Source organism: Paracidovorax oryzae ATCC 19882 (assembly GCF_000687165.1).
Classification (GTDB): Bacteria; Pseudomonadota; Gammaproteobacteria; order Burkholderiales; family Burkholderiaceae_C; genus Paracidovorax; species Paracidovorax oryzae.
On sequence record NZ_JMKU01000009.1, the window covers coordinates 153,591 to 165,874 of the forward strand.

Below are 12,284 nucleotides of genomic sequence, written 5' to 3' on the forward strand. Positions count from 1 at the left end.
CCCCGTCAGCTCCCCAGCGCGGTCTTGGCGAGCGCGGACATCAGGTTCCTGGCGTCCGCCGGGGCGGCCACCTGCGCGGCCCCGATCAGTTCCACCCCGCCCGCGCCCCGCGTTGGCACGGTGGCCGGGCGGAACAACATGCCTGCGGCCCCGTCGGTGGCGGCGAGCAGCGTGAGCGGGTCGTAGAGGTTCAGCCGGCTGATGCTCTCCCATACCGCGTCGAATGAGGCCTCGGCAGATGCCCTCCACGCCTCGAAGGCCGGCGCGTCCTGCCCGGGGCAGGCGACGAAGGTGTCATAGAACCATCGCTTGTCGAGCCGGGCAATCTGGCCTTCCATGATGCCCCGCCACAGATGCCTGAGTGCGTCGCGCTGGATGTCCATCAGATAGCTGCCCACCGGGTGGCCGGTCTTGCCCAGCGCTTCGTAGAGCTCTGGCGGCACTGCGGCCTGGTAGGCGGCTTCCTTGCTGACGATGCGCAGGGGAATGCCGTATTCCTGGGCCGTGCGGTAGAACGCGCGCGCGGCGGCTTGGTCGGTGTGGTTGTTGTAGGCGCGCTCGTCGGGCTGCACCCATCCTTCGGCGTCCGGGGTCTCTTCGATGCCACCCATGATGACGATGCGTTCCACCTTCTCCCTGACGAGCGCGGGGTGCTGTTGCAGCAGGGCGTTGGCATCGGTCATTCCGGCGATCGCCACCAGCGTGGCCCTGCCTTCCAGGCGTGCCAGGCTGCCGCCGATGTTCTGCCCCGCTTCCGCCCCCAGGCGCTCTTGCGCGGCGCGCAGCGGCTCTCCGCGCTGCAAAAAGACACCGTGGTCTGCCGATCTCCGGCCGATGTCGTAATCGCCGCCTGCCGATACGGCGACCTCGGGCATGCCGAGGGCATCGAATACCCCCTTGGCGAACCGCGCGCGCTCCTTCCTGACTTCGGCGGGGCCGAGGGTGGTCACGACATGGTGGATCTTCGCCAGCCCCATGTCCTGCAAGGGCTTTCCGATGACGAAGGACACCGCGTCGTCCGGGTCCTTGTTGGGATCACTGAACAGAATGCAGTTCTGTGGCCGCGCAGGGCGGGATTGCCTGAGCCGCTCGAGGACTGCGGCTTCCGCTGCGGACAGGGGCGTCCGCGCCGGCTGCGGGCTTTCCGACCGGGTCCATAGCGCTGCGAACAGCAGCGCGGGCCAGAGTGCGGCCGTAGGCGCCTGCCGGAGGGAGCGCAGCCCAGCGCGGGGTGGTGGACGGCCCAGGCCCGGCCCTGGGATGCCGCGCAGTTCTGCCAGCGGTCCGGCTGCATCGCGGCGGGATGAGCGGCGGGTCGAGGAAGTCGGTGCCGTGTTGTTTTCGCCGCTCGGCACTGGGGTCGCGGGCCGCGCGGATTCGGCGCGGCCGGGAAGGGATGATGGAGAAATGGATGTCATCGTTCCATCCTGCGCGAACGCTGGCAGTTGCCGGATGGAAGAGCGCAGGGCCTTGCCGTACCGCGAAGCGCAGCACGCCCTGCGTGCCCGCGCCTGCCAGCATCGCATCAAACGCTCTCGCGCTCCACGATCGAGAACCCGATGTCCACGCGGGGTTCCGGCACGGCGCGGCCCTCCGCCCGGTCGGCGATGAAGGATGCGGCGATCCGGCCGATGCGCGTGCCGTCGATGCGCACGGTGGTCAGGCTGGGCGCCAGGGTGGCGGCGAACTCGATGTCGCCGAAACCCACCACGGCCAGGTCCCGCGGCACCACGATGCCGCGCTCGCGGGCCTCCGTGAGCACCCCGAGCGCCAGCATGTCGGAACTGCAGAACACGGCATCGATATCGGGGGCGTCCTCCCGCAGCGCAGCCAGTGCATCGCGCCCCTGGGCATGCGACGTGGGGGCGGGCACCCACCGCAGGACCGGCTCCTGCAGGCCCAGTTGCCGGGCGGCCTCGGAAAACCCCCGCTGGCGCCGTGCGGCGCGCTCGTCGTCACCGCTGACGAGCGCCAGCCGGCGGCGCCCGCGGCCGTGCAGGTAGCGACACACCGCCTCGCCCAGCCGCTCGTGCGACAGCCCCACCAGCATGTCGATGGGCGTGGGGGTGGTGTCCCAGGTTTCCACCACGGGAATGCCCGAAGCGAGCAGCAGGCGCCGCCCCTCGGGCGAGTGCATCACGCCCGTGAGCACGATGCCGTCCGGCCGCCGCCCGACGATGGCGCGCAGCAGTTCGTCCTCGCGCGACGCCGCGTAGCCCACCTCGCCGAACACGACCTGGAAGCCGCGCGCATGCAGCGCATCGGTGAGCGACTGGATCATTTCCCCGAACAGCTGGCCGCGGATGGTGGGCACCAGGGCCATGACGAGGTGGCTGCGTGCAGAGCGCAGGCCGCCCGCCAGCAGGTTGGGTACGTAGCCCAGGGCGGACACGGCTTCCTCCACGCGGGCGCGGGTGGCCTCGCTGACCTGCCGCGGCGTCTTCAGCACGCGGGAGACCGTGATCATCGACACCCCCGCACGGTCGGCCACTTCCCGCAGGGTGACGGTGGCGCGGGGGGGCGCCGACCCGGAGCGGGCGGCCGGAGCGGGATGCGGGTAGGGAGAGTCGGGGGGCTGGGCCATCCGGCGAGTCTAGGGTGTACCGCTCCACGCGATGGCGCCGGACGACGGAACTGCCTTTCCATGGTGCAGGGTTTACCCTCTGCTTTCGATGGATGTTAACGTTAACATCCGCAAAACAGGAGACAAAAGCCATGCCCGCCACCCGAGTCCGCCGTTACCTCTGCGCCGTCCTTTCGCTGTCCGCCATGCTCTGCACCGGGACTTCCGCCCTGGCGCAGGGAGCCTGGCCCGACAAGCCGGTCACCATCATCGTGCCCTTCCCCGCAGGCGGCTCCACCGACATGGTGGCGCGCGCCATGGCCCTGTACATGGGAGACAGGCTGGGCCAGAACTTCGTGGTGGACAACCGGCCCGGCGCGACCGGCACCATCGGCGCCGGCTTCGTGAAGCGATCGGCTCCCGATGGCTATACCCTGCTGGTGTCGTCGCTCGGCGCCTTCGTCGTCACGCCGCACCTGCAGAAAAACGTGCCCTACGACGCCACCAGGGATTTCGACTACATCACCGTGCCGGTGCAGGCGCCGAACGTGCTCGTGGCCAACGTGGCGCAGAAGGCCCGCACGGTGCCCGAGGTGATCGCCCAGCTCAAGGCCCAGCCCGGCAAGGTGAGCTTCGCGAGTTCCGGCAACGGCTCTTCCGACCACCTTGCCGCCGAGGTGTTCTGGCAGCAGACCGGCACGCAGGGCCTGCACATCCCCTACAAGGGTGGTGCGCCGGCCATCAACGACCTGCTGGGCAACCAGGTGGATTTCTCTTTCCAGAACGTGAACGCCGTGCTGCCGCACATCCGCGCGGGCAAGCTGCATGCCATCGCCGTCACCGGCAGCAAGCGTTCGCCCGTTCTGCCCGACGTTCCCACGCTGGCCGAGGCCGGGGTGGCGGGCGCCGAGGTGTATTCCTGGCAGGGCATGGCCGCGCCCAAGGGCCTGCCCGCCGCAGTGAAGGACAAGCTCGCCGCTGCCGCCATCGCGTCGATGAAGGACCCCGCCGTGCGCAAGCGCATGGAAGAGCAGGGCCTGGAAATCGTGGCGAGCACGCCGGCAGAGTTCACCGCCTTCCAGGCCCGCGAGTGGAACCGCTGGAAGCAGCTCATCGAGACGCGCAAGATCACCTCCGACTGATCAACGGCACCTCCCTGAGCGGCTACGCCGCATCCCTCCGCTCTCGCCGTGCTGCGCAAGGCGGGCAGAGGGACGACGCCGGTGGCCCGGATACGCTATCAGGAGCGGTACTTACTTCCTTTTCTCATTCACCATGACATCTTCCGACAACCTCCAGGCCCCGGGCGCCACGCCCGTCATCACCGACCTGCGCGTCGTGCCCGTGGCCGGCCACGACAGCATGCTGCTGAATCTGAGCGGCGCGCACGGCCCCTTCTTCACGCGCAACCTGCTGATCCTGCGCGACAGCGCCGGCCGCACCGGCGTGGGCGAAGTGCCGGGCGGCGAGAAGATCCGGCAGACGCTCGAGGATGCGCGCGCGCTGATCGTGGGCCAGGGCGTGGGCAACCACCGCGCGGTGCTGAACGCGATGCGCGCGCGCTTCGCCGACCGCGACAGCGGTGGCCGTGGCCTGCAGACGTTCGATCTGCGCGTGACGATCCACGCGCTGACCGCGGTGGAATCCTGCTTCCTCGACCTGCTGGGCCAGCACCTCGGAGTCCCCGTGGCCGCTTTGCTCGGCGATGGGCAGCAGCGCGAGGCCGTGCAGGTGCTGGGCTACCTGTTCTACGTGGGCGACCGCCGCCAAACCGACCTGGCCTACCGCGACGAATCCGGCGCGCAGGACGACTGGTTCCGCCTGCGCAACGAGGAAGCGCTCACGCCCGAGGCCATCGTGCGCCTGGCCGAGGCCACGCATGCGCGCTACGGCTTCGCCGACTTCAAGCTCAAGGGCGGCGTGCTGCGCGGCGAGGACGAGGTGGAGGCGATCCGTGCGCTGCACGAGCGCTTCCCGCAGGCGCGCGTCACGCTCGACCCCAACGGCGGCTGGCTGCTGAAGGACGCCGTGCGCCTCACGCGCGACCTGCACGGCGTGATGGCCTATGCGGAAGATCCGTGCGGCGCCGAGGGCGTGTATTCCGGCCGCGAGGTGATGGCCGAATTCCGCCGCGCCACCGGCCTGCCCACCGCCACCAACATGGTCGCCACCGACTGGCGCGAGATATCGCACAGCCTGTCGCTGCAGTCGGTGGACATCCCGCTGGCCGACCCGCACTTCTGGACCATGGCCGGATCGGTGCGCGTCGCCCAGGTGTGCGAGGCCTTCGGCCTGACCTGGGGCTCGCACTCCAACAACCACTTCGACGTGTCGCTCGCCATGTTCACCCACGTGGCGGCCGCGGCGCCCGGCAAGGTCACGGCCATCGACACCCACTGGATCTGGCAGGACGGACAGCACCTCACGCGCGCACCGTACCGGATCGAAGGCGGGCAGATCCAGGTGCCGCAGCGCCCCGGCCTGGGCCTGGAGCTGGACATGGATGCGGTGGAGGCCGCGCACCGGCTCTACCTGCAGCACGGCCTGGGCGCACGCGACGATGCGGTCGCCATGCAGTACCTCGTGCCGGGCTGGCGCTTCGACAACAAGCGGCCCTGCATGGTGCGCTGAAGGGCAGGGCACCGCCCGCCGGTTCGGGCGGATGCCCTACAGCCGCACCCGGTGCGGCGCGGTAGGGTCTTCGGGTGGGCCGCCTTCCGGCGACGGACGGCGGCCCCGTTCTTTTCCAGGAGACCCTTGCATGCTGAAGCTCAAGAACCCCGGCCTGCTGCGCGAGCAGGCGTATCTGGATGGCCGGTGGGTGGATGCCGACGACGGCGGCACCATCGACGTGACCAATCCCGCCACGGGCGAATCCGTGGCCCGCGTGCCGCGCATGGGCGCCGCCGAGGCCCGCCGCGCCATCGAGGCCGCGAACCGTGCCTGGGGCCCCTGGCGCCGCCGCACGGCCAAGGAGCGCGCCGCCATCCTGCGCCGCTGGAACGACCTCATGCTGGCGAACGCCGACGATCTGGCCGCCATCATGACCGCTGAGCAGGGCAAGCCGCTGGCCGAGGCCAGGGGCGAGGTCACCTATGCGGCCTCGTTCATCGAATGGTTCGCGGAAGAGGGCAAGCGTGTGCACGGCGACACGCTCGCTTCGCCCGCGGCCGACAAGCGCATCGTGGTGCTCAAGGAGCCGATCGGCGTCTGCGCGGCCATCACGCCATGGAACTTCCCTGCAGCGATGATCACGCGCAAGGCCGGCCCGGCGCTCGCGGCCGGCTGTCCCATGGTGCTCAAGCCCGCCAGCGCCACGCCGCTCTCGGCACTGGCCCTCGCGGTGCTGGCCGAGGAGGCGGGCGTGCCGCCCGGCGTGTTCAGCGTGCTCACCGGCGGCTCCAGCGACATCGGCGGGGAGATGACCTCCAACCCGCTGGTGCGCAAGCTCAGCTTCACGGGCTCCACCGAAACCGGCCGTGCCCTGATGCGCCAGAGCGCCGACACGATCAAGAAGCTCTCCCTGGAGCTGGGCGGCAACGCGCCCTTCATCGTGTTCGACGACGCCGACCTCGACGCGGCCGTGCAGGGCGCCATCGCCTCCAAGTTCCGCAACGCCGGCCAGACCTGCGTGTGCGCCAACCGCATCTACGTGCAGGCCGGCGTGTACGACGCCTTCGCGGAGAAACTGGCCGAGACCGTGCGTCGCCTGAAGGTCGGCAACGGCATGGACGAGGGCGTGGAGCAGGGACCGCTCATCGACGAAGCCGCCGTGAAGAAGGCGCAGGAGCATCTGCAGGACGCCGTGGCCAAGGGCGCGCGCATCCTCACGGGTGGCAAGCCGCATGCGCTGGGCGGCACCTTCTTCGAGCCTACGGTGCTGACCGGCGCCACGCCGCAGATGCAGCTCTCGCGCGAAGAGACGTTCGGCCCGGTCGCGCCGCTCTTCCGGTTCGAATCCGACGAGGAGGCCGTCCGGCTGGCCAACGACACCGAGTTCGGCCTGGCGAGCTACTTCTACAGCCGTGACATCCAGCGCGTATGGCGCGTCGCCGAATCGCTCGAATACGGCATCGTGGGCATCAACACTGGCTTGATCTCGAACGAGGTCGGCCCGTTCGGGGGCGTGAAGCAGTCGGGCCTGGGGCGCGAGGGTTCGCACTACGGCATCGATGACTACGTGGTCATCAAGTACCTGTGCCTGGGGGGTATGGAGCCGTGAAGACGGCCACGGTAGCGCGGCTGCAGGCGCAGGCCCGCAACCGGCCGCTCAGGCCTCCACCAGAGCCAGGTACGCCCGCCGCGTCTCCGGCGATACCGATTCCACCAGCTGCTGGTGCGGCGTGCGGTGGCGGGCCACCATGCGCGCCGAGGCCACCGTCTTCGACTTGCAGAACCAGTGGCAGGTGTGCTGCATCAGCAGCAGTTCCGCCGTCAGCGTGAAGGCTTTGTCGCGCTGCGTGAGGCTGGCATCGTTGCGCACGCCGCGCGCGATGCCCTGCGCATGGACGACGAACGCCTGCCGCAGGTCGAACGATGCCGCGGGAAACAGCTGCAGCGCGAAGGGCAGGGCCACCGGAATGCGGCTCACGCGCGTCTTCTCCGGCGGCACCTGCGAAAGCTCCGCCGCGAAGCGCTGGAACTGCTCCGCCAGTTGCTGCTCCGTGGTGCGCAGCAGCTGCCAGATCTGGTCGCGCCGCGCTTCCTCCTTCTCGCCGAGCGCCCGAAGATAGCCCTCCAGCAGGTTCTCCATGAGCTTTTCGATCTGGTAGTTCGCCAGGTGGCGGGCCAGCAGGCCGATGCGGCGGCGCTGCTGCCGCAGGTTCAGCATGTGCACGCCGGCGGCGATGAAGGCCGCCATGATCAGGGTATCCATTCGGTGGTGTTATCCAGGGAGAGGTGGGGTCGAAAAAGGGTCACGCCCACGACAGCGCCGACAGGTCGTTGGCAAAGATGGGCATGTCCTTCCACAGGCCGCGCAGGTTGCGGTTCGCCACCGTGGCCCATTGCGCCTGGTAGAGGAAGGCGTGCACGCAGTCCTCCGCCAGCAGCCGCTGCGCATCGCCCAGCAGCCGGGCCCGGTCGGCGGGCTGGGCCGCGTTCCTGATCTGTTCGTACAGCGCGTCGAACCGCTGCGAACGGTATCCCCAGTAGTAGTCGGGCTTGGCGAAATTGCCCAGGTCGAAGGGCTCCACATGGGAAATCAGCGTGAGGTCGTAGTTCTTGTTGGCATAGGTGCCGCTCAGCCACTGCGCCCATTCCACGTTCCGCGGTTTCGCCACGATGCCCACCTTGGCCAGCTGCGCCGCGATCACCTCGCCGCCCTGGCGTGCATAGGGCGTGGGGGGCAGCGTCATCGTGAGCTCGAGCGGTGTCTTCACCCCGGCCTCTGTCAGCAGCCGCCGGGCCTTGTCGGGGTCGTAGGGGTTGATTCCCGTGGTGTCCACGTAGCCGAATGCGCCCGGCACGTAATGGCTGCCGATGGGAACGCCCAGCCCGTCCGCGCCGCCCTGGATCACCGCCTTGCGGTCGATGGCCGCCGCGATGGCCCGGCGCACGCGCACGTCGTCCAGCGGCTTGCGCTGGTTGTTGATCGCGAGGATGGTCTTGGCGCGCGAGCCGCTCACGATCACCTGGAAGCGCGGGTTGGCCTTGAACTGGGGCACGCTGCGGGGCGCCACGCGGGGAAACGCGTCCACGTCGCCCGCCATCAGGGCGGCCACCTGGGCGGCAGGATCGGAGATGAAGCGGAACACCGCGCGGCGGATCTTCGCCGTGCCCGGCGTGCGGTAGCCGTCCCACGCGGACAGCGTGACCGACGCTCCCTGGCTCCAGGCCGTGAACTGGTAGGGGCCCGTGCCCACCGGCCGCACGCCGTTGCCCTCCGCACTCGTGGGCTCTACGATCGCGGCCGTGGCCTGGCCGAGCAGGAACAGCAGGTCGGGATCGACCTCCTTGCCGATGACGGTCACCGTGTGCTCGTCCACCACCTGCGTGGCGAGGTTCGCGAAGGTGCGCTTGTCCTTGTTGGTGCTTCTCTCGCCGGACGCACGGTCGAAGGAATACTTCACCGCCGCGGCATTGAAAGGGACTCCATTGTGGAACTTCACGCCCTGGCGCAGGTGGAACGTGATGGTCTTCAGGTCCGGGGAGATGTCCCAGCGCTCCGCCAGCAGCGGGGAGGTACTGCCGTCGGGGTTGATGCGGGTCAGCGTCTCGAACACGTTGTAGAGCGTGATCTCGCCGATGGCCGATGCCGCACCGGACGTCGGATCCAGGCCCGGCGGTTCCAGCGTCATCGCCAGCACGACGGTGTCCTTGCGGGTCTGGGCCAGGGCAGGCAGCGGCAGTGCCAGCGGCGAGGCGGCAGCTGCGGCGAGGAGGGTGCGGCGGTCGATGGGCATGGGCGTTGGTGTCTCCGGTCGGTCCGGGTGTGTTTGTACACCACGCGGCGCATTCCGCCCTGCCGGCCTGCATCACCGGGCCGTGCGGCTCAGAGAAATGCCAGCCTTTGCCGCCGCAGGGCGTCCCGGTCGATGCTGGCTTCCAGCCGTTCCAGGTCGGCGTCCGACACCCCCTCGCGGGCGAAGTGGGCCTTCCAGCCATCGACCGTGCGCGCCACCTCCCGCTCCAGCGCCGCGCGGTCCTGCGCGGGGGCCGCCAGGTCCGCCAGCCCTTGCGCCTGGTTGATCAGCCACAGGCACATCACATAGGAGGCCATGGCCACGGAGGGATCTCCGCGCTCGATGCGCGCCATGGTGGGTAGGGAGACCCCCAGTTTCCTCGCCCACTGCGCCTGTGTTTCACCGCGCCGCTTGCGGGCGGTGGCGATGTTCTCGGCCAACTGGCCGATCTGCTGCAGCACGGCCCGAGGGGAGTCGGCGGGACGGGTGTTCTGGCGAGGCATTCATAGATATTTCATAGAAGAATAAAACCCGGGCGCCACCCGGGGAACGGCCGCTACCAGTTCCCGGGTATAGGGATGCCCGGGTGACCGGAACAGCACGTCCGGCGCCCCCCGCTCCACGACGCGGCCTTCCCTGAGCACCACCACCTCGTCGCACAGGTGGCGGACGACGGCCAAATCGTGGCTGATGAGCAGCAAGGAGAGCCCGGCCTGCTCCTGCAGGTCCTGCAGCAGGTTCAGCACCTGGGCCTGCACCGAGACGTCGAGCGCGCTCACCGGCTCGTCGGCCACGACCAGGGCCGGGCGGGTGACGATGGCCCGCGCGATCGCGATGCGCTGGCGCTGGCCCCCGGAAAACTCGTGCGGATACTTGCCCGCGTCGGACGGGCGCAGGCCCACCTGGGCCAGCACTTCGGCCACGCGTTCGCGCTGCTGCGGGCGGGGCAGGCCCTCCAGTGCCGCCAGCGGTTCGGCCACGATGCGCTCCACCGTCATGCGCGGATCCAGCGAGCCATACGGGTCCTGGAACACCATCTGTACGTCGCGCCGTGCCGCGCGCAGGTCCGCCGCGCCGAGCGCGTGCAGATCGCGTCCCCGCAGCTGCACCTGGCCCGCGGTCGGCGTGTCCAGCGCCATCACGAGCCGCGCCAGCGTGGACTTGCCCGAGCCGGATTCGCCCACCACCCCCAGGCTGCGGCCCGGCGCCAGCGTGAAATCCACGCCGTCCAGTGCCCGGAAGCGGGGCGCCGGAGTCCACAGGCGCTCGCGCGGCAGCAGGTAGTCGCGCACCAGGCCGCGCACTTCCAGCAGCGGTGCCGGCATGCCGTCCGCCTCTGCCGCAGCGCGGCCCTGGGTGTGCGGCCCGCTCACCGCCGTGCCTCCGCCGCCTGTGCTGCCTGCACGGCCTCCAGCCGGATGCAGCGCGCATGGTGGGCCGGCCCCGCGGCCACCGGCTCCGGCAAGCCGGCGTCGCAGTCCGGCACCGTGAAGACGCAGCGGCCCGCGAACGGGCAGCCCGGCGGCAGCGCGCCGATCTCCGGCACCGTGCCGGGAATGGTCGGCAGCCGCGCCCGGCCGCTTCCACTGCCACTTCCACTTCCGGCCTCGTCCGTCCAGCGCGGCCGCGCGGCGAACAGCCCCTGCGTGTAGGGATGGGCGCGGTGCGCGAACACCTCGCGCGTGGGGCCGTCCTCGACCACGCTGCCGCCGTACATCACCAGCACCCGGTCCACGTTCTGCGCGACAACACCCAGGTCGTGCGAGATCAGCACCAGCGCCATGCCGCGCTCGGCCACGAGCCCCGCGATCAGTTCCAGGATCTGGCGCTGCACGGTGGCATCCAGCGCGGTCGTCGGTTCGTCGGCGATCAGCACGTCCGGCCCGCAGGCCAGCGCCATCGCGATGGTGATGCGCTGGCGCTGCCCGCCCGAGAATTCATGCGGATAGGCGTCGAAGCGCTGCGCTGCCCGCGGTATGCCCACGCGGTCCAGCAATGCCACCGCCTGCGTGCGCGCCTCGGCCCGCGCCAGGCCGAGGTGCCGCCGCAGCGGCTCCATCACCTGCGCGCCGATGGTGTGCACGGGGTTGAGCGCCGTCATCGGCTCCTGGAACACCATCGCGATGCGCCGTCCGCGCAGGCGTGCCAGTTCGGATTCGGGCATGTCCAGCAGCTCCTGGCCATCGAAGCGTACGCTGCCCGTGGCACGTGCGCCTTCGGGCAGCAGGCCCATGAGCGCCATCGCGGTGAGCGACTTCCCGCAGCCCGACTCGCCCACCAGGCCGAGCGTGCCGCCGCGTGCGAGCGTGAAATCCACCCCGTGCACCGCCCGCGCCATGCCGTGGCGGGTGGGCAGGTCCACCCGGAGGCCGCGCACCTCGAGCAGGGCACCCGGGGCGGGAATCTGGGAAGAGGGGGGGAACGTCCCGGAAGTCACTGTCGGTTCTTCTTCGCTCAGCGGCGGCGTGCCAGGCGTGGATCGAGCAGGTCGCGCAGCCCGTCGCCCAGCAGGTTCAATCCCAGCACCGCCAGCGCGATCGCCAGCCCGGGCCACACGGCCAGCAGGGGCGCCTGGAACATCAGCGTCTGCGCTTCGCTCAGCATGCGGCCCCACGAGGGCTGCGGCGGCTGCGTGCCCAGGCCCAGGTAGGACAGCGCGGCTTCGGCCAGGATCGCCAGCGCGAACTGGATCGTCGCCTGCACGGTCAGCACCGCGGCGATGTTGGGCAGCACGTGCTCCAGCGTGATGCGCCAGGGGCCCTTGCCGCACGCGCGGGCCGCCAGCACGTACTCCCGCGCCCAGACGGCCTTGGCCGAGGCGCGCGCCACGCGCGCGAAGGTCGGGATGTTGAAGATGCCGATGGCGATGATCGAGTTCACCACGCCGGCGCCCCAGACGGCGGTCAGCATGATGGCCGAGAGGATGGCGGGAAACGCGAACGTGAAATCCGCCAGGCGCATCACCGCCTCTTCCACCCAGCCCCGCCGGGCCGCGGCCAGCAGCCCGAGCGCCGTGCCGGCCGTGAGCCCGATGCCTACCGCGATCACGCCCACCAGGATCGAATTGCGCGCCCCCACGAGCAGCAGCGATGCCACGTCGCGCCCGTACGCATCCGTGCCCAGCCAGTGCGCGGCCCCGGGCGGCAGCAGGACCGATCCCATGTCCATGTCATAGGGCGATCCGGGCGTCCACACGAAAGAAAGCCCCGCCGCCAGCGCCATCAGCAGCGTCAGCGCAGCCCCGAGGGCGAAGCTGGGATGCCGCAGGGCGCGACGCAGCCCGTCCCCCGCCATGGCGGTGCGGGTGGTGGCAGGAC

At 70.3% G+C, this 12,284-nt stretch carries 11 protein-coding genes; 3 read left to right on the top strand and 8 right to left on the bottom strand.

The features are described 5' to 3' along the window. Window positions 1–5: 5 nt before the first annotated feature. Together xopQ and T336_RS0109245 are read right to left on the bottom strand one after the other, a co-directional pair. Window positions 6–1,526 carry a type III secretion system effector XopQ gene (xopQ, locus tag T336_RS0109240; RefSeq protein WP_317135408.1) on the bottom strand — a complete coding sequence of 507 codons (1,521 nt, stop codon included), beginning with the start codon at window positions 1,524–1,526 and terminating at the stop codon, window positions 6–8. After that, window positions 1,526–2,584 (bottom strand): LacI family DNA-binding transcriptional regulator, encoded by a 1,059-nt coding sequence (locus T336_RS0109245; RefSeq protein ID WP_026432321.1) that lies wholly within the window; start codon window positions 2,582–2,584, stop codon window positions 1,526–1,528. The genes xopQ and T336_RS0109245 overlap by 1 nt, the downstream gene beginning before the upstream one ends. A 131-nt stretch (window positions 2,585–2,715) precedes the next feature. Between T336_RS0109245 and T336_RS0109250 the strand changes: the two genes are divergently transcribed. The 3 genes from T336_RS0109250 to gabD all read left to right on the top strand — a co-directional run bounded on the left by T336_RS0109250 (window position 2,716) and on the right by gabD (window position 6,785). Next, window positions 2,716–3,705: a Bug family tripartite tricarboxylate transporter substrate binding protein gene (locus T336_RS0109250; protein WP_026432322.1), complete on the top strand. Its 990-nt coding sequence runs from the start codon at window positions 2,716–2,718 to the stop codon at window positions 3,703–3,705. A 133-nt stretch (window positions 3,706–3,838) separates the two neighbouring features. Beyond that, window positions 3,839–5,194 carry a glucarate dehydratase gene (gene gudD, locus T336_RS0109255; RefSeq protein WP_026432323.1) on the top strand — a complete coding sequence of 452 codons (1,356 nt, stop codon included), beginning with the start codon at window positions 3,839–3,841 and terminating at the stop codon, window positions 5,192–5,194. Between the two features lie 130 nt (window positions 5,195–5,324). Further along, window positions 5,325–6,785: an NADP-dependent succinate-semialdehyde dehydrogenase gene (gabD, locus tag T336_RS0109260; protein WP_026432324.1), complete on the top strand. Its 1,461-nt coding sequence runs from the start codon at window positions 5,325–5,327 to the stop codon at window positions 6,783–6,785. A gap of 48 nt (window positions 6,786–6,833) precedes the next feature. Here gabD and T336_RS0109265 read toward each other — a convergent pair whose 3' ends face one another. The 6 genes from T336_RS0109265 to T336_RS0109290 form a co-directional block, all read right to left on the bottom strand. After that, entirely contained in the window at window positions 6,834–7,439 is a 606-nt protein-coding gene (locus T336_RS0109265; RefSeq protein ID WP_026432325.1) for a hypothetical protein, read from the bottom strand. A gap of 40 nt (window positions 7,440–7,479) precedes the next feature. Further along, window positions 7,480–8,967 carry an ABC transporter substrate-binding protein gene (locus T336_RS0109270; protein WP_026432326.1) on the bottom strand — a complete coding sequence of 496 codons (1,488 nt, stop codon included), beginning with the start codon at window positions 8,965–8,967 and terminating at the stop codon, window positions 7,480–7,482. 89 nt (window positions 8,968–9,056) lie between these two features. Continuing rightward, entirely contained in the window at window positions 9,057–9,470 is a 414-nt protein-coding gene (locus T336_RS0109275; protein WP_026432327.1) for a helix-turn-helix transcriptional regulator, read from the bottom strand. Next, window positions 9,471–10,340: an ATP-binding cassette domain-containing protein gene (locus T336_RS0109280; protein WP_026432328.1), complete on the bottom strand. Its 870-nt coding sequence runs from the start codon at window positions 10,338–10,340 to the stop codon at window positions 9,471–9,473. After that, window positions 10,337–11,404 carry an ABC transporter ATP-binding protein gene (locus tag T336_RS0109285; RefSeq protein ID WP_209435953.1) on the bottom strand — a complete coding sequence of 356 codons (1,068 nt, stop codon included), beginning with the start codon at window positions 11,402–11,404 and terminating at the stop codon, window positions 10,337–10,339. The genes T336_RS0109280 and T336_RS0109285 overlap by 4 nt, the downstream gene beginning before the upstream one ends. A gap of 17 nt (window positions 11,405–11,421) precedes the next feature. Beyond that, a complete protein-coding gene (locus tag T336_RS0109290) occupies window positions 11,422–12,261 on the bottom strand; it encodes an ABC transporter permease (protein ID WP_051647110.1) in 840 nt (279 codons plus the stop codon). Window positions 12,262–12,284: the final 23 nt, after the last annotated feature.

Excerpts from the sequence above, each read along its gene's own strand:
- xopQ (WP_317135408.1), bottom strand. The coding sequence starts at position 1,526 with ATGCGATGCTGGCAGGCGCGGGCACGCAGGGCGTGCTGCGCTTCGCGG.
- T336_RS0109245 (WP_026432321.1), bottom strand. The coding sequence starts at position 2,584 with ATGGCCCAGCCCCCCGACTCTCCCTACCCGCATCCCGCTCCGGCCGCC.
- T336_RS0109250 (WP_026432322.1), top strand. The coding sequence starts at position 2,716 with ATGCCCGCCACCCGAGTCCGCCGTTACCTCTGCGCCGTCCTTTCGCTG.
- gudD (WP_026432323.1), top strand. The coding sequence starts at position 3,839 with ATGACATCTTCCGACAACCTCCAGGCCCCGGGCGCCACGCCCGTCATC.
- gabD (WP_026432324.1), top strand. The coding sequence starts at position 5,325 with ATGCTGAAGCTCAAGAACCCCGGCCTGCTGCGCGAGCAGGCGTATCTG.
- T336_RS0109265 (WP_026432325.1), bottom strand. The coding sequence starts at position 7,439 with ATGGATACCCTGATCATGGCGGCCTTCATCGCCGCCGGCGTGCACATG.
- T336_RS0109270 (WP_026432326.1), bottom strand. The coding sequence starts at position 8,967 with ATGCCCATCGACCGCCGCACCCTCCTCGCCGCAGCTGCCGCCTCGCCG.
- T336_RS0109275 (WP_026432327.1), bottom strand. The coding sequence starts at position 9,470 with ATGCCTCGCCAGAACACCCGTCCCGCCGACTCCCCTCGGGCCGTGCTG.
- T336_RS0109290 (WP_051647110.1), bottom strand. The coding sequence starts at position 12,261 with ATGGCGGGGGACGGGCTGCGTCGCGCCCTGCGGCATCCCAGCTTCGCC.